Origin of the sequence: Halococcus sediminicola, from assembly GCF_000755245.1 — an archaeon.
Lineage (GTDB): Archaea > Halobacteriota > Halobacteria > Halobacteriales > Halococcaceae > Halococcus > Halococcus sediminicola.
Genome location: NZ_BBMP01000024.1, coordinates 96,097 through 120,964 on the forward strand (window position 1 = coordinate 96,097; position 24,868 = coordinate 120,964).

Consider the following 24,868-nt stretch of genomic DNA (forward strand, 5'->3'; position numbering starts at 1 on the left):
AGGAGGTCACCGTGAGTGTCATCGTCGAAATCATGGTTCCGGCGAGCGATTTCGGTCTCGGTCGCTCCCTCCAAGCCGCCGGTGAGGACGCCCACTTCGAACTCGAACGGATGGTGCCGACCACCGACCGGATAATTCCCTTCTTTTGGACTCACGACGCCGACGCCACCGCGCTCGAAGCGACGCTCGCCGAAGACGAGACCATTTACGATATCAAACTGCTCGACGAGTTCGACGGACAGGCCCTCTTTCGGATCGATTGGCCCGCCGACAGCAATGGATTCGTCCAAACGATCACCGAGTACGGAGCCACGGTCCTCGAAGCGGTCGGAACCACCGAGCGCTGGGAGTTCCAGCTTCGCTTCCCCGACGAGGTCGACATCGGCGCGTTCAGCGCCGACTGCGAGCGTGCGGGCGTCACGCTCGACCTCAAACGACTCTACCATCCCGACGAGCCGGAACTCGACACGTCGGGACTGACGCCGACCCAGCGCGAGACCCTCACTACCGCGCTCGAAGCGGGCTATTTCGCCATCCCGCGCCGGATTACTGCCGAGGAACTCGCCGACGAGTTGGGCGTCTCGGATCAGGCCGTGAGCGAACGCCTCCGCCGGGGCCAGACCACCGTGTTCACGTCACTCCTCGTTAGTGACGAGGTCGACACCGCCGACCACCCCGAGCCGGAATAGCGCGGTCGCCTTGGAGGTCCAACCTCGATGATTACGCGTCGGCCATGTCTCGATAGAACCGGGAGTGACTATCATTCATGCCAACTTGCAATAACTGCGGCGGATTCATCACCGACCAGTACGTTCGCGTGTTCGCCCCAACCGGGATGGAAACCGTTCGGGTATGTCCGAACTGCAAGGATAAACTGCGTGAGAGGGGCGAGGTCCGCGATGCGCACTCACCGCGCCACACCAACCAATGAGCAACAGTACACAGGCCGTTGGTCAGGCAACCCCACAGTCGCCAATATCCACTGACGCGAGCAGCACACGGCTCACACTCTCGGCCGCGGAGTTCGCGCTCGCCGAGATATTCGAGCGCGTGTCGGATGCACGAGTCATGCTCGAACCCGCGGTCGCAAATCCCGACGATCATGCACTCGTGGTTGTTCGAACAGAGGGACACGGCCGAGACACGCTCGAACGCGCACTTGAGGCCGATTCCACGGTCGCGGGAGTCGAGGCATTTGGTGCATACGAAGAGGGGTGGCGTTACCGGGTGACGTGGACGGGCCGTGCCCGACAGGTGATACAGCGACTTCTTACCGAAGATGTCATGCTCTTGAACGCGGAGGGGAACTCGGATCGCTGGAAGCTACGATTGCTCTCGCCCGACAGGAGCGCACTTTCTCACGCATACGATGCATTGGAGGAGATCGGCTGTACTCCCGAATGTCGAAGCATCACCAGCGTCGATAGTGGGAGCGAGCCGTCGGCCTACACCCCGATGACAGCCCAGCAGTACGAAACGCTCATCACGGCGTTCGAGATGGGTTATTACGACATCCCGCGAAGCGCTACGAGCGATGAAGTTGCCAACCACCTCGGCATCACTCATCAGGCGCTTTCGGAGCGATTCCGCCGTGCATACGAAAACCTCGTCAGAACAGAATTCATCCTCAAATGAGTCAGAGAGAATCCGAGATCACTGAGAACTCGAAGGTGATTGAAGAGTGCAACAATTGCGGGAAATCAATGTTGTCGGCGTACATCGAAGATGGCCTCTGCTATCGGTGCCGGACAACGGATGCTGACGAGGACCAGTAGTTCACGCTGACCCGGGTGTTTCTCCAGCCAATCCGGTGTTTTCGATAGTAACCAGAGAGCGGCTACCGAAATTTGTCATACACGGCCATCTGTGAGATGTAGGCTCTCGGTATTGATTTCGAACCTAGCCGTGCATGAGCAAACTACCTGCCTGACTTCAGGTACTATGAATGACGATAGTAGCAATTCGCTGGTTAACGGTCTTCTCATGTACAAATTTCGGGGAACCAGAATAGCAGCTGACTGAGTTATATAGCGGGATATGATGTAATATTTGCGCCGTCCTGCGTAATCGGCTTGTTCTTATCGCGATCTGAACGGGGATGACTGGTAGTCAAAGCGATTATCTCTGGTCTAGCTGCCTACTGGGCATGGGGAATCCACATGCTCAACATCAGGCTTCAAGAAAAATTCAGTCTAGGAGGATTGGTATAGAACCAAACTTGGAGATACTGGAGGATGAGTGATTCTACAAGCGAAATCGACGGACGGTGACCTTTCTCGCCAATGAAAACCGCGATTAGAGCGAATGCGATCTGCTATTCAATGCATGTCTGGTGCTTAGCCGGTGAAAATAGCTAAGAGTAGGGTCAGCAGGCGCGTCCCGCAGCTATCGAGAACGCGATGAACGCAACAACGGAGTGGTCCCCATCAATCGCCCGGCACGATGCAGAACGCATGGATCTCGATAGACACGCCGGCTGAGATTGACGGTCGCTCTCCGAGATGAACGTCTACAGTCTCACGAAACAAGAGATTGTCAGCTGCCACACGTTGCACATCACAACGCCAATCACGAAGTACAGGGCTAAGATAATTACCAAAGTTCGAAGTGAGCAGATATCTATAGGCAGATTTTGGTGTTGCTATGTCGAGCAATGCAAACGACCTAGAAGGACAGGTTGCACTGATCACTGGTGGTGGCGGAGACATCGGGACCGGAATCGCTACCGAATTGGCTCAACACGGAGCAGATATTGCAGTGGCTGACGTCGATTCACTCGAAAGTGAACATAACCAAGCTGGCTCGTCTGACATTGGTGGCTACGAGAGCTCTCAGTCGGTCATCGACAAAATCGAAGAAATCGGCCAAAACGTGATTTCTGTTGAATGTGATGTCACAGATAGTGAACAAACTCAACAGATGGCTGAAACGGTGGTCAACGAGTTTGGGAGCATAGATATACTAGCGGCCAACGCCGGCATAATCACCGCGTCGTCAGTTGAGGACATGGATGAGGATGAGTGGGACGCAGTAATGGATGTGAATGTCAAAGGGCAGCTTCTATGTGCCCAGGCAGTTATCCCACAAATGAAAAGTCAAGAGGACGGCGCGATTATCAACACTGCTTCCGTGGCAGGTAAGGTACCATTCCGTGATCTCGCGCACTACTGTGCGTCAAAATACGCCTCCATTGGCCTTACTCAAACACTTGCCCTTGAGTTAGCACCGGATGACATTACGGTCAATGCGATTTGCCCCGGGATTGTTGAAACTCCGATGTGGACGGATGTCCTAACACCGAGTAGAGATGAACCCTATGATGAAACCATTCAAAATCTCATGCCGCTTGGTCGTGACCAGACTCCTAAGGACATGGGAGAACTTGCCGTGTATTTCGCCACGAGTGAAAACGTGACTGGCCAAGCAGTGAATGTCGACGGCGGAATGACTATAAATGTCGTTAGATAGGCTCCTTCTCTCCTAACCATTCAGTGGGTGCTATCTCGTATTGTTTTGACCCTGAGCAGTCATAACTCTAAGTGCTGGTGCAGAATTTCGAACCGTTGCTGTGATGCATATTCTGAAATACGGCCAATGCGGTCCTCTTTCCTGAATATTTTGCTCACCTCTGCACGTTCATAAACTCCCCTCTGAGTGGAGGAAGAGATGGTCGATTTCCTCCATCAGTCCGTCGAGATCACGATCTGGCTGGTCGCGCACCCACGAGAACATGTTGTAGATCGCCTCTTTGAGGCCGTATTCGAGCTGTGCTCGGAGCGACGAGGCTTTCGAGACGAGTCGCTCCGGGACGCTCGATTCGGGACCAAGACGAAGGAGACTGTAGGTCAGCATCTGAAGGTGCCAGTGGCGACTGGCACCGTCAGAATCACGAACCTCGCAGCCTCCAAGGCCGAGATCCCGCTTCGAGTCCTCGAAGAATGTCTCGATTCGCCACCGATAGCAATAGCTCCGGATGATATGGGCTGTAGGGGCGTCGACCTTGTTCGTTGCGAGGTACTTGACCGGATTGTCTTCGTCGTCATCTGTGATTTTCTCAGCGATTGCCAGTCGTACCTCACCTAACTTCGAGACCGGCAGCGTCTTCGTCCAGATCTTGTACGTTTCTTCGTCGATCCCACGCTCTACCTTGTCGATGCGCTCTTCCAGCGCATCGACGCGCATCTCCTCGTTATCGAAGGTCACCTGCCGGTTGCTCCGCAGTGGTCCGATCCAGTCCTTGCCGTAGGATTCGACGTGCTTGATCAGGTCCGAATCGTGGGCGAACCACGAGTCAAAGAGGTAGGTGTCCGCAGGCACACCTACCTCTTCTTCCAATTCCGAGATCATCTCGCGGGCGAGGTCGTACTTCGTCTCGTCCTCGTCGTCCTGGTCTTCGTCGTCGGATTTCTCGTACTGGCGAAATGCGAGTGGATAGGAGGTTTTGTCATCGGTGTAGAACGCATAGACGAGGTCCTGTCCCCAGACGGGTTCTCCCTCGGTGTGATCGTAGAACTTTCCAGCACCGGGAAGTTCCTTCCCGGTTCGCTGGAACACCGAGTCATCGATGACGATGTAGCCATCCTGTGACCAGCGCGTTTCGCCGTGTTTTTGCAGTTCCTCTAACCGCTCGTGGTTGAGCCGGTCTTCGTCCCAGTCGTACTCGGTGAGGAATTTGTTGAGTGCTCGGTCGCCTTGAGCCGGAAGGACTTCACGTGCGATCCCGGTCACGGTCTTGCTGCGGGCCGCAGCAAGACCTGTCACGTACGTTTTGGCGTGATGAGTCTGGTGATACGACAGCGAGTCGAACTCGTCCAGCGGATCGGTGCAGGACAGGAAGTCCGTAATCGGAAGCATCGGCCGTCACTGCCGGCTACGTCGCGTTCCGACTTAAACGTGCAGAGCCGAGTATTTTGTTAAGGAGTGATAACTGCCCGCCCCTCTATTTCGCCGCGCTCTAGGCTTGCTGCAACGTTATTGATTTCGTCTAAGCTATAGCGGGATGTGCGAAGGTTGACGTCACCACGGTCAACAAGTGCAACAAGTTCTTGCAACTCTGTGTAATTTCCGACAAGTGTCCCTTTATATCCAAAGTCACCGTTCACAAGTGCTTGAGATGGTTGATGAACATGTCCACCATAGCCCACAACGTAGTGATTTCCACCAGGAGCAACGATCTCCGGACCAAGACCAGTGGTTTCGTCGGAGCCAACAAAGTCCAGTACTGCGTGTGCACCCACATCATCAGTGAGCGTATTAACTATGTTAGCAACGTCCTCTTGACTTGGGTCGATAGTATGATGTGCACCAAGGTCACTGGCCAGTGAACGCGCTGATTCTTTGATATCAACTGCAGTAATACTGACAGGACTCATTGCGTTGAGGCACTGTAGTCCGATGTGACCAAGACCACCAACACCGACTACTACCGCATGGTCGCCAGGATTCAGTTCGCGACTGGCGAGCTTTACTGCATGATACGCTGTGATACCTGCGTCGGCATGAGGAGCTATGTCAGTAGTGTCAACACCATCTGGGAGCGGAATTACCGCACGATCGTTAGTCCGAAGGTATTCGGCAAATCCACCGTCGGTTGAGAGCCCAGGAAATGCGAGATTCTTACAATGCATGTCATTTCCTAACCGACAGGGTCGACACGTCCCGCATGTCATTACAGTATGACAGATCACCGAATCACCTTCTGAGACAGTTGAGACATCCTCACCCACCTCAACCACTTGGCCGGCGTTTTCATGGCCAAGCGTCATCGGAAGGTCCTGTGGCATATATTGCTCCCACATACCTTCGACAACGTGATTATCCGTCTGACACCATCCAGCTCCTTCTACCTCTACTATCACTCCATCGGCAGTGTTGGCTTGTGGTTCGTCAACATCATCGATTGAAAGTGCGTTACTCATCTCCTCAGTATACTCATGGAGTCTAGCTGCTTTCATCGCAAATGAACGATTGATAGAGAAAGAGTATAAATGTTAGCCTAATTGAGTCAACTCATTTCAGGTCGTAACTTCGACTGTCAGTTCCCTGTACACGGTGAATTGCTCGTCGATCGCGCTAATTCAGCTGAATAGGCAGACATTACTCTCCGAATCATAGTATACATGTAATTAAAATACTAATTACATGTCTTTAGAGCTACTATCAGGGTATGAATAAGTAGCAAGCGATATCTGAGATTTCAGTTGGTGCCAAGTGTATTCTTGAGTTGTAGGTAGTCACTGCAGCCACCAAAAGTCTAATAATCGTTAAGGGAGAAATTTGGGCTGCCATGTATAAGCATAACGGAGAGGACGTATTCGTCGTCGATGCACACATTCATGACTGGGACGCAACCCCAGAGAATATCATCCACGAAGGCGGTGAACAGTTCATCCAATGCTTCCACGACTACCACACCGCGTTCACTCCCGAAGAACGACAGTGGACTATTGAAGAATACCGAAAGTACAGCGACGAGCGGATGGTTCAGGACTTGTTCCGTGATGGCCACGCCGATATGGCCATCTTTCAGCCCACGTATCTCAACGAATTTTACGAGAATGGGTTCAACACTATCGAGAGCATTGCAGATCTCTCTGAAAAATACGAAGACCGGTTCGTGCTTAATGGTCGGTTTGACTCACGAGAAGGCGAAGCAGGACTCCAAGAACTCGAACGCCAGAAAGAAGAACACGACATCACAGGGGTCAAGCTCTACACTGCTGAGTGGAAGGGTGACTCGAAGGGCTGGCGGCTTGATTCAGAAGACTCGTTCGAATATCTGGAGAAGTGTGCTGAACTCGGTATAAAGAACATACACGCCCACAAAGGTCCGACGATCCGCCCACTGAACCGTGACGCATTCGACGTCCGGGACATCGACGATGCCGCTACCTCATTTCCCGAACTCAATTTCATTGTTGAGCACGTCGGTTTCCCCCGGTTCGACGACTTCGCTCACATCGGAGCCGAGGAGACCAACGTCTACGGTGGGTTAGCGGTCGTTGCACCAATGGCTCGCGCCCGCCCCCGGAAATTCGGCGAGATCATCGGTGAACTTCTCTTCTGGGTTGGCGAGGACAACCTCCTATTTGGAAGTGACTACGCACTTTGGGAACCCGAATGGGTCGTCGAGGCCGTAATGGAGGCTGAACTTACCCCTGAACAGCGCGACGAGTTCGGCCTCGAACTCACGCACGACGTCAAGAAAAAGATCATCGGCGAAAACGCGGCCGAACTCTACGATATCGATATTGAGGAGCAAAAAGAAAAATTGGCCAATGATGCCATTAGCGCTGAATTCGATCTTGAGGATCAGTATGGGGGTGCCACCGCAGACTAATGGCTACCACCACTAAACAACCAACTACTGATGACGTGCGTGCTCGGCTCGAGAGTGTCGATGACCCTGAGCTCGACGAGTCGATCGTCGATCTCGAGTATATTCACGACCTTACGATCGACGGCTCGAAGGTATCGGTAACGCTCGTATTGCCGACCGCATGGTGTTCACCAGCCTTCGCTTGGATGATGGCAACTGGCGCGCGCGATGAGCTCGAAGCCCTCTCGGAAGTGGATACCGCGACAATCACACTCGAAGACCACATGCACGCGACTGAAATAAATCGTGGCGTCAACGAACGGCTCGACTTCGAAATGGTCTTCGAGGAGGCTGAGGACGATATCGAAGCGGTTCGCCGGACACTCGCGGAGAAGGCGCGCATGAGTCGTCAGTACCACGCCATCGATACGTTGCTCGATGCCGGCCTTGACGCGGAGCAGATCGTCAATCTCACTCATGAGGCGATCGACCTTCCAGACGGAATGGAGGGCGAGGCGTCGGTGTATCTCGCCGACGACTCCTTCGCGGTATCCGTGTCGGCTGACCCGCTCGCCGACTACCTCAAAAAAGCAACCGAGGTCGGAATCGTCGAAGGGCCGACTGACCGGGTTTTCGCTACCGTCGAGGAAGACCCCATTGTAGCTGACGAACTCGACCGTGAACAGCGCCGGGCGCGGCTGACAGGCGCGACTGTGTCTGGGCAAGGTGCTATCTGCGAGGGGCTCAACAAGGCCAGAAAGCTAAAAGGCGATTAAGTGGAATTCTCAATTCCGTAGGAACCACCCAGACCGTATCGCCCACTTTCAATCCATTCCGTCTTTTCCCAGCCGCACTCCGGGCACCTGTCCAGCTGCCAATCGAACTCTTGACTACACTGTTGACATTTTACTTCTTCAGGATGGCGGTCATCAGCGAGTTTTCTATCGTCATCCTCTACCATGGTTTGTAATCGAGACCAACCCTAATTTACTTTTTGGTGGTATCTGTACTGCGCCGAACGCGCTAGCAAGTGCTGTTCGCGAGTATCACAGTCATAAAAAGAGTACGACCTGATCTAAGTCTATCAGGAAGCTTTGGCTGTCCCCACCTCAAAAATCCCGTGTTGCGGTTTTTCTATTTCGCGTTTACTTGTCTGCTATCCCTGATCTGGCGGGCGGTTATCTCCTCATACAGGTGGCTCTGACCGACGGATACGGACGCTCACCGACAACGACGACGCAGAATACACTAACATTGTTGCAGAAGCGAACCGGGGTCGGATAGCGCTCTGTAGTTCGGTCGGAAGCCGTGGTTTGAGCCACAGCTCTCGCCAGCGTGCCTCTCAGATGGGATTCTAACCAGATCAACAACACGAATTGAACGCTCAACTCTGATTCGTCGACTTCCTTAATCCACTATACCCCAGATTTCGCCCACTGTAGGCTCTCTATACCTGCTGTAGTCTCATCTTGCAGAGTCGATGGAAGTTGAGACTAGCGCTCTCAATGCATAGAACATGGCCCAGTCTGACGGGCATCTGGCAATCGTCTCGACCTTAACTGTCTGTTCTTCCTGCCGATATCAAAACAGTGTATCCGGTTCGTCGCCACTAACAGGCTCAACCCCAATCGCTGAAGAAATCGCTTTTAGTTCAGACTTCGAAAATGCATCATCGGCCGCATCCTCTCGGCTATCGGCAAGCCCGACGGTAACGCGGATCTGCTGACGCATCGTCGCCGTCGATGTAACTGGGTCAGTAGTATCTGCAATCTCTAGTGTCGCACACAGCGCTCCAAGTTCCTCCTTCGTGAACGATGCTGTCACCTCGCGCTTAAATCGTCCAACACCCCCACGAATCCCGTTCCGGATATCGTGTTTCGTGACCATAGCACTACTCCGCTACCATTCGCTAAATGACTTCGATTTCCTCACCAGCCGTACAGCTATCGCTAAGAAATCGAATAGCTTCGTTTCATGACCCTGCTTTGACTGCTCAAAGTCACCCCACGTGTTCGGAAAGTTAGGTTCGTGGGGTAACTCTGGCGGCTCGGGCCAACGGATAGCTACTGAGATCTCTATTGTGAGTTACGCGGTGGACCCGACGCCAACATCGACATCGCGGCCGCCACCGAGCGTGGGATCCCCGTAGTGTACGCGCCGGGTCGGAACGCCATCAGTGTCGCGGATATGACGTTGGGAATGATCCTTGGTGTGGCACGCAGTATTCCCCATGCTCATCATCTCCTTCACGAGGGCGTCTACACGGGCGAATCCGAGGCCGACGCTGCGGGTGGTGGTGAGCGCGAGGACGTGACGTGGGGGATCGCAAAAGGAACACCGTACATGGACCTCAAAGGGCCGGAGCTCGCTGGGAAACGGCTGGGGATCGTCGGTCTCGGAGCAATCGGTCAGCTGGTCGCAACGCGTGCAACGGCCTTCGGCATGGACTGTGTCGCCTACGACCCGTTCATCGACGCCGAGACGATGGCGGAGTATGATACCGAAAAAGTGGAACTCGACGACCTCCTTACGACCAGCGACTTTATCACGGTCCACAGCCCCGTGACCGACGAGACGCGCGGGATGATCGGCGAACGGGAGTTCGGGATGATGCAAGACTCCGCGTACTTCGTCAATACCGCCCGTGCGGCGCTCACCGACCAGCGCGCACTGGTCGCCGAGCTCGAATCGGGCGGACTGCGAGGCGCGGCACTCGACGTCTACGACGGCGAACCCCTCCCTGAAGACCACTCGCTGCTCGACATGGAAAACGTCGTCACGACCCCACATATCGCGGGCGCAGCCGAGGAAGTGCCTGCGCGCGGAGCCGAGATGGTAACCGACGATATTGCGTCGCTGCTTGATGGACGAGACCCCGAGTATCTCGCAAACCCGGATGTTCTCTCGGAATTCACCCCTCCAGATGAATCATAACTGGCTTACTCAGCGAGTCATCCGAACACGCAGAGGGTGAGTCAATCGATATCCGGAGCCGGATAGCACGCTAGATACCTTGGGCAAGCGTTTCGAGATACTGACTCGCCTCGAAAACGCAGAAAACAACTACCCTCGCCCGTAGTCGGTCGAGAGCCTTTGATATGAACTGTCCGATGGCTGGTACTGCTCGAACACCGATAATTCGAGAGGAATCTCCGGGTCGACCTACTCAAAGAGTTCCTCGAACTTCTCGATACCAGCGCGCGCGACCTCCATATCCTCGTCAACCTGTCCGCCACTGGAGCCGATCGCACCAACGACTTCATCGTCAATAGTGAGTGGATACCCACCGCCAAAAATCACGATCTGGTCGTCATCGGTGGTCTGAAGGCCGTATAGCGAGCCACCAGGTTGGCAGGCTTCGGCGAGTTCGTGGGTGGGCATTTCGAGCCCCGCCGCGGTGTAGGCCTTGTCGGTTGAGATGTTCACGCTCGGGAGCCACGCTCCGTCCATGCGGTGCTGGGCGATCAGGTTTCCTTCCTCGTTGGCCACTGTGACCACTGATGGGACGCCGATCTCCTCGGCCTTTTCTTCTGCCGCAGCAATGATCTCCGTCGCATCGTCGAGGGGTATGGTTGCTACCATGGATCGCTCGACTAATCGTTTTTCTCCAGCGAACAAAAGTCTTCCTCACTCTTTAGTAGAGCAGTCGAGACGAGGACACATCAAGATATAATTGAATCGATGGGAAACCAAAGCCCCATTATTACTCGGTTTGTCGTTCTGAGCGAGGTAATACAAATGTCAATGAGAGCAGTCGTTTACCAGGGCGCACACGACGTTGCAGTGGAAGACGTCGACGAACCGGAAATCGAACACCCGAACGACGTGGTGATCGACATCACGACCTCGTGTATCTGTGGCTCGGACCTCCATATGTACGAGGGGCGAACCGCCGCCGAACCGGGGATCGTCTTCGGCCACGAGAACATGGGGATCGTCGAGGAGGTTGGCGAGGGCGTCGACACCCTCGAAGAAGGCGACCGGATAGTCCTCCCGTTCAACGTGGCCTGTGGCCACTGCCGGAACTGCGAGAACGGGAAGACCGGGTTCTGTACCAACGTCAACCCCGGCTTCGCCGGCGGGGCCTACGGATACGTGGCGATGGGGCCCTACAAGGGCGGCCAGGCCGAAAAACTCAGAGTTCCCTACGCCGACTTCAACGCGCTCAAACTTCCCGAGGGTGGGAGCAACGAGGACTCGTTCGCGCTGCTCGCGGACATCTTCCCGACGGGCTGGCACGCCACCCGACTTGCCGACCTCCAACCGGGCGAGTCCATCGTGGTCTACGGCGCGGGACCAGTGGGACTGATGGCCGCCTACAGCGCGAAGATCCAGGGTGCTTCGGAGATCTACGTGGTCGACCGCGTACCCAGTCGACTGGACCTCGCCCGCGAGCACTGCGATGCTACGCCGATCAACTTCGAGGAGGGTAACCCAGTCGAGCAGATCAAGGAGATCCACGGCGGTGGCGTCGACAAGGGCGTCGATGCGGTGGGCTATCAGGCGGTGGACCCGGACAAGGAGGCCGACGGGGCCTACGATCCCGCCCGCGAGAGCCCCGCGAACGTGCTCAACAACCTGATCCGAACCGTGCGCCCCACGGGTCAACTCGGCATCGTCGGGCTCTACGTCCCCGAGGACCCCGGCGCGCCCGACGAGATGGCCGCCCAGGGCCGCCTCGGCATCGACTTCGGCCTGCTGTTCGAGAAGGGTCAGAAGCTCGGTACCGGTCAGTGTGACGTGAAATCCTACAACCGCCAGCTCCGCGACCTCATCATCGAGGGCCGCGCCGACCCGAGCTTCCTCGTCTCCCACCGCGTGGGCCTCGACGAGGCCCCCGAGATGTACGAGCGCTTCGACAACCGCGAGGAAGGCGTCACCAAAGTCCTGCTCGAACCCTAGCCAGCGGATCATTTCTCCACTGAATTGGGGATCCGGACAAGGCAACACCAACTTTGAGAAACGACAAAGATGGGGGAAATATCTCAAGAGATGCTAGTGTACGGTTGATACTTGCCGCGTCAGGTGCTATCGATAAAGCGTGGTCTTCTACGATCTGCTGCAGCCTCGCTGATTCTGTAGAAGAGTTCTCCTAGTTGCTGCCTCAAAGTGCTCCTCTGTCATATCCTCCGTCAATGGTCATTATTTCTCCAGTTGTGAAAGAAGAGGTATCGCTTGCCAAATACACAGCAGCACCTGCGATTTCATCGGGTTCAGCAACTCGATTGAGTGGTGTCCGCTCGTCAATGGTTTCTCGAATGGATGACCCTTCTGCTAGCCTTTCACCAGACAGTTCGGTTTTCACAAACCCTGGAGCAATAGCGTTCACTCTCACATCGGGTGAGAGGTCTTCGGCAGCAGCTCGCGTGAGTCCATTTACGCCACTTTTTGCGGCGCAGTAGGCCGGCCGATTTTTACGGATTTGTCGGCCAGACATCGATGATATGTTTATGACTCGGCTCTGCACGTTTATAAGCACCGCTCAGAACGCGGAACAGAGGCCATGAAGCGCTTGTTTCTCTCCTCGATTACTGATGGTATCCAGCTCAGTTAGCCGGGAATCGTCTGATCTGGGTTGGTTTCGAGTCCCACGAGAATCAGGCGAACAACAGATGATGGCGGGAAATTGCCGATTCACGGTCTGTAACGTCAGTGTTTGAAGGGGTATATAAACGTGCAGAGCCGAGTTTATGATCGAGCCTTGATCCATTGCTCTGCCGAATACCTGACAGGAGCGGAACACACCTGATAAGAATACATCAATTCCATACTCCCATTGAGCGTCATCCATTTCAAGTAAAGATGCATGGTCTGTGTCACCAGCAGAGTTCACGACAATATCGACTGTATCAAACGTATCGAACGCTACGTCTCGCAGATTTTCTATGGAGCGACGCTCGCGGACATTGCATGTGACCTCTGCTGTTTCAGCACCGAGGCCCCGCAGCTCATTAGTTATTTCTTGGACTGATTCTGGTGACCGGCTAGTTGCGATTACGTTTGCTCCATCCATTGCAAATGTGTGAGCTATTCCTCGTCCAATTCCGGTAGTTCCACCGATGACTACAGCATTTTTATCTGAGACTGAGACCGCTGAGTTGCGATCAGGCATGGAATCAACTGACATACTCCTTCTACGTATTTGTTTCCTTAGCGCCCTACGGTCTAAGACTACTAGAAAAATCAACTACTCCTCTGGTATCGTGCATTACAGCCCCTCTATACCTGCTGTAGTCTCAACTTCCACAAGCCAAAATTCTGTATTGCATTATGAAGTTTATATATGCTGTTTCATACGCTATAAAGCTCCAGACTGCTGAGATCGGCGGAATTAGATCTATAGATAGTTACTCGTGCTTAGTTGAATAAGGACCAGTAAACTTACCCACCACCCCGCCCTCTGCCACAGCCAACGCGATGACAATAGCCAGAACCCTGGTTACGCAGGCTGAGAACTGCATTGGGGTCATTGAATGGAGAGATGTGTAGAATGGTTCGTATCGATGCGGTCACTGAGGACTTCCTGACGGACAAAGGGAAGGGGCAGGGTGGGAAGAGCGGGAACTATCGAAGTGACGCTAGTAGAGAGCTCGATCGCTTCGTCGAGTTCCTTGCTCAGCACGAGGATGCCGTGACGACGTTCGAGGACTTAGAGTCGGGCCATCTCCGCGAATATGCACGGCATCTCACCCGGCAGGGCTGGGCGACAGGCACAGTCCGGACCTACTACGCCTATGTTTCGGCGTTCTGTGGCTGGGCGGTTCGTGAAGGGCATCTCGCCGAGAACGTCGCCCAGCGGCGTAATGCCACCGAGCCTATCCCTGATGATGGCGGTCACAAGAGCGGTGACCAGCAGGCTTGGTCTGCCGACGACCGCCAACGGCTCACCTCTTACGTCGACAAGCAGGCACGCGAAGCTATCGACAACGTCGGTGAGGACCGAGAGGCCGCGATCAAGGCCTGTCGCGACCGCGCTCTCGTCTATCTCCTTTCGTACTCCGGAGTTCGGGGAGCCGAGGTTCTCCGTGATAAGAGCGATGAGCGCCGGCAAGGACTCCGTTGGGAGGATGTTCACCTCGAGGACCGCTACGTGACGGTATTCGCGAAAAAGCAGCGTCTCGACGACCGAGGCCTCCCCGGTCCGGTGATCTATCCTTTCAAGGCGTACCAGCGCGTTCTCGACGCTCCCAGTCCGAATTGGCCGGTCTTCCCCTCTTTCCACCGCCCGACGCTCTCCCAACGGATTACCGAGACGCTCACCGAGCGTGGCTACACCGAGACGGAAATCGAGGAGACCAAAGAAGACCAGTCACTCATCGAGACTTGCGTCAAAGCTGACGTCGCGCCACCATCCATCACAACTGACGCAGGACGGCACGTTCTCAAGCGACTCTGTGACCTGGCAGGCATCGAACTCGATGATGACGATGAGTATCTGATGCCACACGGTGCTCGCCGCGGTGCAGGTGAAGTTCTCGTCCGCACTTCAGGGCATGCAGCCGCTGCCCGAGCTCTTGATAACTCCGAAGAAGTAGTCCGCGAGCACTACTCACACATCGAAGCCGGTGATCTCGCAAAACAGATGACCGACGCCTTCGAAGAAGCCGATCAAAATTCGGACACAGTGCAGAACGAGTGAATCCTCTGGTGAATAGCGCAGTGGATTTGGATCGAATAACACGCTGCTTAGCACCGCTTTAGTATAAAGAAATCAGGGTGGAGAACCGGCTTCACTTTCACCCCGCTCGCGGAAGCTTTTACATCCTAATTGTGTTAGATCCTGCCATGACAGCGCTACCCTCAAAGTTCGATGGGTTTCTGAAGAAAATTCGGCCTACGAAGCAAAAAGAGGATTACATAGATGGTCACGAAACGCTTCGCGAGCACCTCCGAAACTCAGATAAGATCGACGAGATCTACATCACGGACTTTCTGCAAGGCAGCTATCGACGGTGGACGGCAGTAAAGCCACAACAAGACGAGAAATCCGATGTCGACGTCGTCTTTGTAAGTGAACTCGATAACGGTGTGGAGGCTAAAGAGGCTCTATCAAAGTGTGAGCCATTTTTGGATGAACACTACGAGGGCAAGTGGTCTCCCAATGCCCACTCTTACAAGATCGAAGAAGACCTCGTCGAAATAGACCTCGTGTTGACTTCCGTACCCAGTGAAGAAACCCGAGAGACGCTTGAAAACTTGGGGTCCTTAGATATCGATACAGGTCTAAGATCCAATAATTCATCCGAAATATCTGAAACACTTGACCTGTCTGCGAACTCGGACGAAGACGAGTGGAGAGATGAACCACTTGAGATTCCGGATAGAGAGGATAACAAGTGGGAAAGTACACATCCTCTCGAGACAATTGCGTTCACCTTAGAGAAGAATAGTGCCACAGACGGCCACTACGTGAACGTCGTCAAAGCTCTCAAGTGGTGGCGTCGAACGAAAACACCCGATGTCGAAGGACCCACCAGTTATCCACTCGAACATGTCATCGGTGATTGTTGCCCCGACGACATCGATACCGTTGCGGAAGGCGTGACACGGACGCTAGAGAATATCGCGAACAGATATAGAGTCCAAGCCGACCACAATAATGTACCGTATCTTCAGGCGCGTGGCTTGCCAGCAGACCCCGAAAATGATGTACTGAAACACTACACCGGTGAGGAATTCAGCGCATTCCACAGCGAAGTCGACGACGCCGCTACTCAGGCGCGGGAAGCGTTAGACGAACAAAGCAAGAGTGATTCCCGGGATCTCTGGCATGAGCTATTCGGAGATATGTTCCCAGAGTACCACGGGAACGACGATTCCGATGATGATGGCGAGAAAGCATCATCCGTGGGGTCGAGGTCAGGCGTCAACAACGCCTCGAATCATCAATTCGGCTGAATTCTTCGATCGAATATGCCCCACTCACAAATCACAGAGGCCGTAGATGCAATCGATTGCCTTTCCGGAGTTGAGGTTCTGAGCGAGTCAGAGCACTACCAAGACAGAGGGAAATGGGCCGTTAAAGTAAACCTTCATCCTGATGGTCTTGCAGACCACCCAAACGTGCCCGAGGAGACGATCTGGTACATTCTCTTGCAAGAAACGTACCCAGCGGGTAGTATCGGTATTTGCCCAGCGGATCAGGAAGAGAATACGATCACAGCGACGTTCCCCCATCAGAGACTGAACTCGTCTACAATTGATGAGTGCCCGTGGAGAACTGGAGATATCTGTGTGGCTCGGTATGGTCATACCCTCAATCAGGTCGGAGCCGTCGCCGAACCTACTGAACCGGATGAACGGCTGTGTTGGCATATGGAGCGCGCACTGGAGTGGTTACAGGCTGCTTCAAAAGGCGAACTTCGCGAACCGGATGACCCGTTTGAGGTCCCCTTTTTCAACACTATCAGTAGCTCAGGACCGACAATTGCTTTCAATGAAAGCCAGGCAGGACTTGACACTTGGAACGGCGAATACGGGCAGTGGGGGACGGTAGAGCTACGACATATTCCGACCTCGGAAAACACATACGCCACTCACAACTTCGAAAGAGATGATGAGGTTGTGCACGACTCCGACTGGGGAGGATACGTAGGAGAAAATTCTACTGACCGGCTCACCGCTGCTTGGGTCCTTCTCGAGGAGATACCAATTTCGTTCCCTTGGGAGACACCTGAGTGTTGGGGAGAGTTAGATTCCCTACTTAGCGGAACTGCAGTCGAAGCACATGAGTTGCGAGCGAGTATCCAACCGGTACTGGAAGACGAATCGCATAAAATCGTGTTACTTGGCTTCCCAATTCCTCAGGTAGTTGACGGCGAGTCAGAGATCATTCACTGGAAGCCAATCGAGATACCCTCATTCGAAGACCCTCAAGACCTTCCTGGAAGCCACCGAAGAAACTCTCGCGGTCGTGAACTCGCCGAAAGGTTCAGGGACAGCGACGAAAGGATACAATGGCTAGAGTCCGATAATTGGTCACATGACCAGCTTACCCGTCGTGGCCACATGAACGAGTGGTTCTTCGATTGCCAGATCGTTCTCATCGGCGCGGGAGCACTCGGTAGTGCCGTTGCAGAAAATCTGGTTCGGGCTGGCTGCCGCTACCTCACGGTTATTGACCCGGATGATGTCGAGATCGGGAACTTAGCGAGACACACCCTCTCTCTTGCTGATATCGGTCAGGGCAAAGCAACGGCACTGTCCGACCGGCTTGAGTCAATCGCACCGTATGCGCAGGTCACAGGAATTGATGAGGCGTTTGCGCCGAACACTCCGATGCCCGCCTATCTTTCCGAAGCAGATGTCATAGTCGATTGTACGGCTTCAGACGCTGTTCGCCACGCGCTCGCGAGTCTCTCCTGGGAAGATCCGGTCGTGTTCCACTCCGCTGCCATGGGACGGCGAGCAAATCGCTTGTATTGTTTCTCTGCATACGAGCGTACTTTTCCATACGAAGAATACGATGATGCATTCGATCTGTGGCGATTACGTGAGCATGTAGAATGGGATGAAACGGCCGACGCAGTCCCCGAACGAATCGGATGTTGGCACCCTGCGTCGGTGATCCGAACAGATCGAGTAATGATGTGGGCGGGACAGGTGACGAGAGTATTAGATAACGCCCCGACCGTTACCCTACAGAACCCCGAATTCCTCGTGTTAGAGACTGGAAGCGAGGAGTGTTCTTGGGAGGTCTCGCAGCCGGACCCACCTTTCGAGAACGTGATTACATGGAATTCATCAGACCAAGAAGAGACGGTGCAGCTTCCTCTCAAGTGTGTCGAATCAATGAAAGTGCGTTGTGAGAAGGACCACCCAAACGAGACTGGTGGTATTGCTGCCGGGTCAACCCGAGAAGGGAGACCCGCATTAGTGGTTAATGCGAAAGATCCCCCAAGAGATTCGATCCACAGCCCAACACGGTTTCTCCGGGGAACCGAGGAAGTCGAAGAGTGGCTTCGAGATGCGAGAGAGAGCATCGGGCTCAAATATTTCGGTGAGTGGCATTACCACCCCGAGCAACGCCCAGCGGTGAGCGAGAAGGATCGTGACGCAATGAATGAAATCGCTGCTGACCGAGATTACAACTGTCCTCACCCGTTGTTGTTCATTATGGGTGAAGATGAGTCAGGGCACTGTTCGATAGCAGTGTACCAATTTCACCGAAATAGCGAGTATGAGCGCTTAGAGCAAGTTGAGCAGTCTGAGCAGATTACCGAACTCCTCAAAGAAGGTATGGATGTATGACTGAGATCACTGGAAACGTGTTCCTTAGCTATAAGCACGAACAAAAAGATGTGGCTACGGTTCTTCAGGAATCGTTAGAAGACCACGGGATACCGGTTTGGCGGGATATCTTCGATCTCCGCCCAGAACCCCTACGAGACGAAATCAGGGATAAACTAACGAGTCCAGACATAGCTTGTGGAGTCGCTCTCATTAGCGAAGGGGTGGCAGGCTCAGAGGTCATACTCGAAGACGAACTCCCTGGACTCAGACGTCGCTGGGATGCTGGTGACGGATTTTTCATTGTTCTCGTTCCACATCCCGATCTTAGTGCGACTGATGCTAAGCCGATTCTGGAGAAAGCTAGCGGCCCGATAAATCTCAAATCGTGGAAGATGGTCCCACTTGAAGCTGCTACGTCCGAAGCCGCTCGGAGTATTTCGAAGACGGTGCTGCAAGAGCGACTTCGCCAAGCTGACGAAGAACTTTCTTCTGATGAGCCGATCGAATGCTCATTGGATACTCGGGACTCGCCGGCTTACTCTATCGATCCTCTCGTCGTTATCGACTGGGAGAAACATTTCGACGTAGGACTTCCTTCACGAAGCCTTTGGGAGCAACGGCTTCTACCATCCTTAGAAACAACGACGGATTTTCTGAACGAGTATGCGTCAGGACGAACCCTCCGTTTTCGAGGGAAATCTCATTTGTGTTCTTCGTTCGCATTGGGATACTCCCTACCGAGCGTCCGAGGAACGTCTACGACATGGATGCAGCCGAGCAGATATGGTGGATTTCATGAATATACACTCTCCAAATCAAAAGAGGACAGCACGATCAAAGGCAAATTCGAAGAGTTAGACGGTTCTGACAACGATCTTGCTGTCTTGGTGAACGTTCTCAATGATGTCTCAAACGATATGGAGAACGTGAGGAACGAATTACCGGACTTCAACGCTGAGCTCCGATTGACTCCAGAAGTCGATAGTTATGACGACCTGAATGCGGGACAGGCAGTAGACATTGCAACCACGTTCAGGTCTGAGATACGGAAGGCACTCCAAAAGGTATCAGATACCGAAACTATCCATCTTTTCATGGCAGTGCCAACGGGGCTTGCGTTTTTGATGGGTCAAGAATCTAATGCACTACGACAATTCCAAACATATTGCCATATGAAAGATACTGGGGAGTACAAGCAAGGACCGTTACTCCAAAGCCAGTCATATACTTCGAAGCCTGATCAGTCAGAATAAAATCGGAAAGGCTTAGAATAGGTTGTGGGCCTATCCGTAATTGTATTTGGTATGTCCAGCAGCGTGAGGCAAGCCTTCAAATCAGTGCCGTTGAAGGCTATGTTTCCACTCCTTGCTACTCTCTGACGTGATGTGGGGGACGTAGCGCTGATGAGGATTTCAGAGAAAACTACGGTGCTTCTGGTAAGCAAGCAGCCGATGCGTTCGTAGCCGGGTAAGCCACCCGACTGCGGCGATCGTGGTGGGACAATACTGAGAGAAATCACTCACGAACTCCACCCGGACACCTCCTTCGCGGAGCGAGAGCAATGAGACTGGCAGTCTCGCTATCCCAGAACGAGTTCTCGTCTTACCAAACGCCAGCTCTCACAACGCCCTAAGTGTTTGGTAAGATGCTGAAGGTATGCGAAGCCGAGGTCGTGCTGTAGTCGCTGATTCTTTAAGTGCTTCTGGCGATAAGGTATAGATACGAGGGAGGAACGCGCTGGTTTCTCGGTGGAGGATTACTGCACGTAGTCATGCCTTTCAACTACGAGCAGCCAGTACTGGCTGCGTAATGACCGACGAGGATGCTAGCCGGTATTTACTCCCGACGGTCGAGGACCGCCGTCCGGAACTGCTCAGTGACCGCAATATCTCGCCTCTCAGCCAGCTTCCTGGGGATAGTACTGTCTCGCGAGCTGATCTCCAGCGTGACGAAACCGTTCGGCGATGGGGGCTCGTCACGCCGAGTGCGACGCGTATCGGCCGAGCCGACGCACCTGAACACGACCTCAGTGAGAACGTTCGGCGACTCCACGACGAACGTCATCCCGCGATGGAGGGCTACAGCCGGCGGGCTCACCGGCTTGAAAAGCTCCGACTGACCCACGCATTATGTAGCAGTCTCGATCTCACCCCGTGGCAGCGCGATCGCGCCATTGGGACGATGGTTGACCTAGACCTCACCGCCTTCGGGAGTCAGCGCGCCATCCCCAAGGTCGCGCTCGTCGTGATCCGCCACGTCGTCGACCACGAACGCGAGCATCATCTCGGTCTCCACGACGACGAGTGGATCGCCGAACAATCTCCAGAGAAACTCGCAGCCCTCTACGACCAGTTCCACTCCATTACCGACGAGGAGTCGTTTTCGAGTCTCTGCGAGAACCACGACCTCGATACCACCAGCCTCAATCGGCTTCGCCGAACCCTCGTCGACCAACTCGACGAACGCGACCTCCACGATGCGGTCTATGGCCGTAACCCATACCGTGACCCGAGCCTCCCGAGTCCCGAAATTCGCTCCTCGACTTGATCTGATACCTTTCTCATTGATTTGTTGATATATCCATATCGATAACTTGTCATCACGCATCGCTATCACGAGATCGCCGTCAGCGGAGGAGCGACGGAAGCACGAAGAGAATACAGCAAACGAGCATGTCGGTAATGGGAAAATCAGCCATCACTCGGTGAGGCCACATGATTGCAGGGGCTTAAAGCACTGAATGTCGCGGTCTTTCCGCCACTCACACCCTGTATTAGTGCTGACTACCCTTCCGCCAGTATGTGGATAGCTAAGTCTCACACCCGCTGGTAAAGCAGTGATCGAATGATCGCCTTCTTTTCAGAACTGGCTAAGATAAGCAACCGGGTATTCTCTACAGCCCGTAGAGAAACAGGCGCTTCTTACTTGGACAATAGTGTTGCTGCTCATTTGTCCTCAGTAGCGTCTCTACACGTTCATACTCACTGCACTTAGAGGAAATTCACCTCAGTGCTGCTTATAAAATGGACGTGGATCGAACATACTGACACCGGGGGATAACGGCTATAGTATTACTGCCATGTACTATTGGTGTGAATAGAATCCATGCCGAGGCTCAATGAATACACTCCCACGTCTGAAAAATCGGGCTACTACATCCGAGCCAACGTCGGCGGGTCCCACCCGATTACCCTTCAGGTAACCGATCTTGCCCGGCTTATCTTCGAGAAGACTGGCTACGAACCCGAGCGAGCGGTCCCGACCAGGTTAGTGTGGGCCATGTACGACCTGCACCTCCTCTACACCCACAAATCGCTGGACATCGATGCGGTCTCCGAGGTTTCCACGGGCGAAATTTTGCAGGACCTTGATCTCGATAGTACTCTCTCCGAAACCGAACGAACCCGCCTCATTTCGTACATTCACGAATACGAAGGGGAGCAGAAAAGCACCCTGACACGGTTGAAACGCGAACTGGAGCGATCCACTGCTGCTAACACTGATACCGACGTCGACGGCACCGGTGCAAACGAGGACACTGATCAATCCGCCTTCAGCATGACATTGGATGAGGCTATCTCTCATCTCTACATGATAGCAGGCGATGTGAACCACTACAGACGCGTAAAGGGCGATATCGATAGAACGTATCTGATGCAGTCACTCCGCACGTTTATCCCGCATCCATATGCTGATACCGAGAACGCCTCAATAACGGGCAACAATCTGATTGAATACCCTGTAATTCACCCAGAGCGTGGCGTGACCTGTCTGTTGACGGATTATCGCCGGCACCGACAACTGAGCGAGTACATTGACGCCGATTACTCGTGTCGGTTTACCGGGAGCGAAACAGGGGCGACGGGATACGTGAACCATGAGTGGATCGTGGCGTTCACGCCCACTGACAATGGGCAGTATGACCGCGAGGAGTTCAGACGGGACTTAACTTGGATACTCCCACGGGATCCCGTCAAGCTCGACGAACCCGTGCAGGATGACCTCGCCGATAAAGACCATCTGGTATACGACACGGACGAGAGCACCATCATCGAGTACAGGGGGAAGAAGGCCACTCCCTGTAAACGAGTGAGTCGTTACTCCGAGCACCATTTTCGTAGCGTGGAGGTGGTGCGTATCAGCAACAACGGCAATCCGGTCATCAATATCGGAACCGCAGAAGCACTCTTGGATGAGGGAGAACCAGGCCACGAATACGTTGCAGAGAAGCAGTCCGGGTATGAGTGGCGAGCGATCTCGGAGATCACTCAGTAGCTCCGGCGGGCACTCGTCAAGTTAGTCGCTCACCGGTCTGTCGTCGGTGACGAGCGAGACTTTGATCGATGGTAAAACGCGATTTTCTCGGACTTGATAGGATGCATTCTGCCAGCCCTACTTCAATTTGAGCCAATCCAACTCTTGCAAGGGTGGTAGAAAACGATAGTTTTGCACCTGTCCATAGAAGCAGAGTTGAAGGCTGGACTATTAATCAACGACGAGATCGGACTATCTCATTACCCACCAGAGCAGGTCAGAGGCTCCACACATCAACTGCTGCTTGTGCAAGTTTCTCACTTCTAGTCTCAATCTCGGAAATCCCCCACTTCGTATGATCTTGGAGTTTATGGGTCATTTTGAAGTCTGTCTCGTCTTCTGTATAGTACTCTTGTTTCTTCTCCAACGATCTATTCGAAGCCCTGATGTTTGGATCTTCTTCAAGAAGGGTGAGATTGCCGATTTTTTTCTTGAACTCATCATGCTCATCTTCTGTTATATCAAACGGATCTAGCCAGAGTTTGATGAGGTTCTTACCGTGTCGCTCGGGAAGAATATGCTCAATATGGACCTGGTAACGGCTCTCTACAACTTCTTTACCACCATGACCCAAGTGGCTTTCTTCTATTTTACTCAAGATATACTTAGTTCTGTCAGTTCGGGGAAAATCTTCCCGTGTGAAGTGACGTATGAATTGTTCATCAGCTGGAAACCGTCCCTCTGATTCAAGATAGTCATCCATGTACTGAAGTGGATCGTCATGTTTGAACGCATTCTGTGCTAAGTGATTGAAAATCGTGTCATGAGGACCGGTATTTCGGTCGCAGATTTGTCTTCGAATAAGTAGCGCGTTTGATTTCTGAATTATTCCTTTGAGTACGTCTACATCATCTGATTCTGAGAAGGCCCTAAGAAGAAACGTGAAGGGCGTAATCGAAACGATCTCGGCATCACGGAGTAAGCGATTTATTTCGGAGTTCTCGCTCTCGCTGAATCGTTCAATCTTTTGCTGTAATAGTCTCTGAAAAATTCCCGACTTTTTTCGTATGTCTTCTAGAAGTGATTCAATATTATCAGTCTCGTCAATCGTGTCAGTGAATGTCGGCTCATATAATTTACTTTCTGTTATTTTCTCGTTTATCCCGAGAAGCGAGGAAGACATGCAGTACTGTCTAAAGAAAGTCGTTCCCGAATTGTGGATAGCAGATATACTTTCTATGTTCTTGATGATATCGCCCCAAAGGTCTTCAACACGCTCTTCATCTGTGTTTTTCCGATTCGAGGCTTTCATCAGAAGGTAGTTCTTCATAAGATCGATTGGCGAAAGAGATAACCCACGATTATTCATTGTCTCGAATAGTTGATATGCCTCGGAGTGGCCCTTCGCGGTAATTGATACGTAGATCAACTGATCAAGGATCCCGTCATGTAGATTCTTGACTTCTTGTAAACTGCTGCACTCAGTGTCAAGTTTGCCACGGAAATACTCGTAAGCAGACACTATTTTTTCGTTGTCGATCTCGTCGTTGTAAGACTTCACGAGGTTCTCGTAGCTATCTTGGTCTAAATTGCCTAGGACTAGCCTCATCCCTTGGCGTTTGCCATCTCGATCGACAATCCACAAATTTTCTTCAATTGTCTCTACTCGTTGTTCTATTTCTTTCTCAGAATGATTTTCTTGAAGATAGTCTCTTATTGCGCAGAGCAGAATCGAGATAGTCGTGATTCGTTGCTGTCCATCTACTATGTCTATTTCATTCATCCCCTGTGCAACATGCGTTTCAGACATGAAAACGACAGTTCCAAAAAAATGGCTGCCATCCGGAACAATATCATTGAGATCATCCCAAAGATCAGTGAAGTGCTCTTCTTCCCAAGAGTATCTTCGTTGGTATGATGGGATTCGTAGTCTTTCGTTCTGATCAAATAAGTCCCCCATTTCTTTCGGGCGGATCTGCTCAGCTATTTGCATCCTAATCTACCGTATAGCACCGTTCCCTAATAAAGTTCAAACCGATTCTTCACCCGATTCTTATTGAAATC

Annotated in this window: 20 protein-coding genes and 1 pseudogene; 14 read left to right on the top strand and 7 right to left on the bottom strand. The window is 53.0% G+C overall.

Annotation, left to right across the window (positions count from 1 at the left end):
• Window positions 1-11 precede the first annotated feature (11 nt).
• The 4 genes from ACP97_RS15640 to ACP97_RS15650 all read left to right on the top strand — a co-directional run bounded on the left by ACP97_RS15640 (window position 12) and on the right by ACP97_RS15650 (window position 3,468).
• Window positions 12-689, top strand: a complete 678-nt coding sequence (locus tag ACP97_RS15640; RefSeq protein WP_049998770.1) for a helix-turn-helix domain-containing protein — start codon at window positions 12-14, stop codon at window positions 687-689.
• Between the two features lie 77 nt (window positions 690-766).
• Window positions 767-931: a DUF7563 family protein gene (locus ACP97_RS21445; protein ID WP_449404925.1), complete on the top strand. Its 165-nt coding sequence runs from the start codon at window positions 767-769 to the stop codon at window positions 929-931.
• Complete coding sequence (locus tag ACP97_RS15645; protein ID WP_049998771.1) at window positions 928-1,635, top strand: helix-turn-helix domain-containing protein; 708 nt, start codon at window positions 928-930, stop codon at window positions 1,633-1,635. Before ACP97_RS21445 ends, ACP97_RS15645 begins: the two co-directional genes overlap by 4 nt.
• Before the next feature lie 1,008 nt (window positions 1,636-2,643).
• On the top strand, window positions 2,644-3,468 hold the full coding sequence (locus tag ACP97_RS15650; protein WP_049998772.1) for an SDR family NAD(P)-dependent oxidoreductase: 825 nt from the start codon (window positions 2,644-2,646) through the stop codon (window positions 3,466-3,468).
• 168 nt (window positions 3,469-3,636) lie between these two features.
• Here the strand turns inward: ACP97_RS15650 and ACP97_RS15655 are convergent, their stop codons facing one another.
• Together ACP97_RS15655 and ACP97_RS19305 are read right to left on the bottom strand one after the other, a co-directional pair.
• Window positions 3,637-4,854 (bottom strand): IS701 family transposase, encoded by a 1,218-nt coding sequence (locus tag ACP97_RS15655; RefSeq protein WP_049998773.1) that lies wholly within the window; start codon window positions 4,852-4,854, stop codon window positions 3,637-3,639.
• A 59-nt stretch (window positions 4,855-4,913) separates the two neighbouring features.
• The gene (locus tag ACP97_RS19305) at window positions 4,914-5,954 is read right to left on the bottom strand and encodes an NAD(P)-dependent alcohol dehydrogenase (RefSeq protein WP_079977677.1); all 1,041 of its coding nucleotides are present in this window, start codon (window positions 5,952-5,954) and stop codon (window positions 4,914-4,916) included.
• A gap of 332 nt (window positions 5,955-6,286) precedes the next feature.
• Between ACP97_RS19305 and ACP97_RS15670 the strand changes: the two genes are divergently transcribed.
• Together ACP97_RS15670 and ACP97_RS15675 are read left to right on the top strand one after the other, a co-directional pair.
• Complete coding sequence (locus tag ACP97_RS15670) at window positions 6,287-7,339, top strand: amidohydrolase family protein (protein WP_049998776.1); 1,053 nt, start codon at window positions 6,287-6,289, stop codon at window positions 7,337-7,339.
• Window positions 7,339-8,094, top strand: coding sequence for an iron-sulfur cluster assembly protein (locus ACP97_RS15675; RefSeq protein ID WP_049998777.1), 756 nt, complete (start codon window positions 7,339-7,341; stop codon window positions 8,092-8,094). The genes ACP97_RS15670 and ACP97_RS15675 overlap by 1 nt, the downstream gene beginning before the upstream one ends.
• Before the next feature lie 805 nt (window positions 8,095-8,899).
• Here ACP97_RS15675 and ACP97_RS15680 read toward each other — a convergent pair.
• Window positions 8,900-9,205, bottom strand: a complete 306-nt coding sequence (locus ACP97_RS15680; protein WP_049998778.1) for a hypothetical protein — start codon at window positions 9,203-9,205, stop codon at window positions 8,900-8,902.
• A gap of 228 nt (window positions 9,206-9,433) precedes the next feature.
• Between ACP97_RS15680 and ACP97_RS15685 the strand changes: the two genes are divergently transcribed.
• Entirely contained in the window at window positions 9,434-10,252 is an 819-nt protein-coding gene (locus tag ACP97_RS15685) for an NAD(P)-dependent oxidoreductase (protein ID WP_272913459.1), read from the top strand.
• Between the two features lie 228 nt (window positions 10,253-10,480).
• Here ACP97_RS15685 and ACP97_RS15690 read toward each other — a convergent pair whose 3' ends face one another.
• Window positions 10,481-10,900 (bottom strand): GlcG/HbpS family heme-binding protein, encoded by a 420-nt coding sequence (locus tag ACP97_RS15690; RefSeq protein WP_049998780.1) that lies wholly within the window; start codon window positions 10,898-10,900, stop codon window positions 10,481-10,483.
• Between the two features lie 162 nt (window positions 10,901-11,062).
• Here ACP97_RS15690 and ACP97_RS15695 point away from each other — a divergent pair, with 162 nt between their 5' ends.
• Window positions 11,063-12,220, top strand: coding sequence for a glutathione-independent formaldehyde dehydrogenase (locus ACP97_RS15695; protein ID WP_049998781.1), 1,158 nt, complete (start codon window positions 11,063-11,065; stop codon window positions 12,218-12,220).
• A gap of 202 nt (window positions 12,221-12,422) precedes the next feature.
• Here ACP97_RS15695 and ACP97_RS19320 read toward each other — a convergent pair.
• Together ACP97_RS19320 and ACP97_RS19325 are read right to left on the bottom strand one after the other, a co-directional pair.
• Window positions 12,423-12,773 (bottom strand): annotated as a pseudogene (locus tag ACP97_RS19320) (SDR family NAD(P)-dependent oxidoreductase); the annotation flags it as partial.
• A 27-nt stretch (window positions 12,774-12,800) separates the two neighbouring features.
• The gene (locus tag ACP97_RS19325; protein ID WP_237561209.1) at window positions 12,801-13,430 is read right to left on the bottom strand and encodes an SDR family NAD(P)-dependent oxidoreductase; all 630 of its coding nucleotides are present in this window, start codon (window positions 13,428-13,430) and stop codon (window positions 12,801-12,803) included.
• Window positions 13,431-13,808: 378 nt separating this feature from the next.
• On the opposite strand from ACP97_RS19325, the gene ACP97_RS15700 reads away from it, so the two are divergent.
• The 6 genes from ACP97_RS15700 (at window position 13,809) to ACP97_RS15725 (ending at window position 22,825) form a co-directional block, all read left to right on the top strand.
• The gene (locus tag ACP97_RS15700) at window positions 13,809-14,957 is read left to right on the top strand and encodes a tyrosine-type recombinase/integrase (protein ID WP_049998782.1); all 1,149 of its coding nucleotides are present in this window, start codon (window positions 13,809-13,811) and stop codon (window positions 14,955-14,957) included.
• Between the two features lie 146 nt (window positions 14,958-15,103).
• Complete coding sequence (locus ACP97_RS15705) at window positions 15,104-16,216, top strand: SMODS domain-containing nucleotidyltransferase (RefSeq protein WP_049998783.1); 1,113 nt, start codon at window positions 15,104-15,106, stop codon at window positions 16,214-16,216.
• A gap of 15 nt (window positions 16,217-16,231) precedes the next feature.
• Window positions 16,232-18,568, top strand: coding sequence for a ThiF family adenylyltransferase (locus tag ACP97_RS15710; protein WP_202593642.1), 2,337 nt, complete (start codon window positions 16,232-16,234; stop codon window positions 18,566-18,568).
• Window positions 18,565-19,803: an SAVED domain-containing protein gene (locus tag ACP97_RS15715; RefSeq protein WP_049998784.1), complete on the top strand. Its 1,239-nt coding sequence runs from the start codon at window positions 18,565-18,567 to the stop codon at window positions 19,801-19,803. The genes ACP97_RS15710 and ACP97_RS15715 overlap by 4 nt, the downstream gene beginning before the upstream one ends.
• A 556-nt stretch (window positions 19,804-20,359) precedes the next feature.
• The gene (locus tag ACP97_RS15720; RefSeq protein ID WP_049998785.1) at window positions 20,360-21,097 is read left to right on the top strand and encodes a hypothetical protein; all 738 of its coding nucleotides are present in this window, start codon (window positions 20,360-20,362) and stop codon (window positions 21,095-21,097) included.
• Window positions 21,098-21,655: 558 nt separating this feature from the next.
• Window positions 21,656-22,825: a hypothetical protein gene (locus ACP97_RS15725; protein ID WP_049998786.1), complete on the top strand. Its 1,170-nt coding sequence runs from the start codon at window positions 21,656-21,658 to the stop codon at window positions 22,823-22,825.
• A gap of 256 nt (window positions 22,826-23,081) precedes the next feature.
• On the opposite strand, the gene ACP97_RS15730 is transcribed toward ACP97_RS15725, so the two are convergent.
• A complete protein-coding gene (locus ACP97_RS15730; RefSeq protein WP_049998787.1) occupies window positions 23,082-24,797 on the bottom strand; it encodes a DUF262 domain-containing protein in 1,716 nt (571 codons plus the stop codon).
• Between the last annotated feature and the right edge of the window lie 71 nt (window positions 24,798-24,868).

Excerpts from the sequence above, each read along its gene's own strand:
- ACP97_RS21445 (WP_449404925.1), top strand. The coding sequence starts at position 767 with ATGCCAACTTGCAATAACTGCGGCGGATTCATCACCGACCAGTACGTT.
- ACP97_RS15645 (WP_049998771.1), top strand. The coding sequence starts at position 928 with ATGAGCAACAGTACACAGGCCGTTGGTCAGGCAACCCCACAGTCGCCA.
- ACP97_RS15650 (WP_049998772.1), top strand. The coding sequence starts at position 2,644 with ATGTCGAGCAATGCAAACGACCTAGAAGGACAGGTTGCACTGATCACT.
- ACP97_RS15655 (WP_049998773.1), bottom strand. The coding sequence starts at position 4,854 with ATGCTTCCGATTACGGACTTCCTGTCCTGCACCGATCCGCTGGACGAG.
- ACP97_RS19305 (WP_079977677.1), bottom strand. The coding sequence starts at position 5,954 with ATGAAAGCAGCTAGACTCCATGAGTATACTGAGGAGATGAGTAACGCA.
- ACP97_RS15670 (WP_049998776.1), top strand. The coding sequence starts at position 6,287 with ATGTATAAGCATAACGGAGAGGACGTATTCGTCGTCGATGCACACATT.
- ACP97_RS15675 (WP_049998777.1), top strand. The coding sequence starts at position 7,339 with ATGGCTACCACCACTAAACAACCAACTACTGATGACGTGCGTGCTCGG.
- ACP97_RS15680 (WP_049998778.1), bottom strand. The coding sequence starts at position 9,205 with ATGGTCACGAAACACGATATCCGGAACGGGATTCGTGGGGGTGTTGGA.
- ACP97_RS15690 (WP_049998780.1), bottom strand. The coding sequence starts at position 10,900 with ATGGTAGCAACCATACCCCTCGACGATGCGACGGAGATCATTGCTGCG.
- ACP97_RS15695 (WP_049998781.1), top strand. The coding sequence starts at position 11,063 with ATGAGAGCAGTCGTTTACCAGGGCGCACACGACGTTGCAGTGGAAGAC.
- ACP97_RS19325 (WP_237561209.1), bottom strand. The coding sequence starts at position 13,430 with ATGCCTGATCGCAACTCAGCGGTCTCAGTCTCAGATAAAAATGCTGTA.
- ACP97_RS15700 (WP_049998782.1), top strand. The coding sequence starts at position 13,809 with ATGGTTCGTATCGATGCGGTCACTGAGGACTTCCTGACGGACAAAGGG.
- ACP97_RS15705 (WP_049998783.1), top strand. The coding sequence starts at position 15,104 with ATGACAGCGCTACCCTCAAAGTTCGATGGGTTTCTGAAGAAAATTCGG.
- ACP97_RS15710 (WP_202593642.1), top strand. The coding sequence starts at position 16,232 with ATGCCCCACTCACAAATCACAGAGGCCGTAGATGCAATCGATTGCCTT.
- ACP97_RS15715 (WP_049998784.1), top strand. The coding sequence starts at position 18,565 with ATGACTGAGATCACTGGAAACGTGTTCCTTAGCTATAAGCACGAACAA.
- ACP97_RS15720 (WP_049998785.1), top strand. The coding sequence starts at position 20,360 with ATGACCGACGAGGATGCTAGCCGGTATTTACTCCCGACGGTCGAGGAC.
- ACP97_RS15725 (WP_049998786.1), top strand. The coding sequence starts at position 21,656 with ATGCCGAGGCTCAATGAATACACTCCCACGTCTGAAAAATCGGGCTAC.
- ACP97_RS15730 (WP_049998787.1), bottom strand. The coding sequence starts at position 24,797 with ATGCAAATAGCTGAGCAGATCCGCCCGAAAGAAATGGGGGACTTATTT.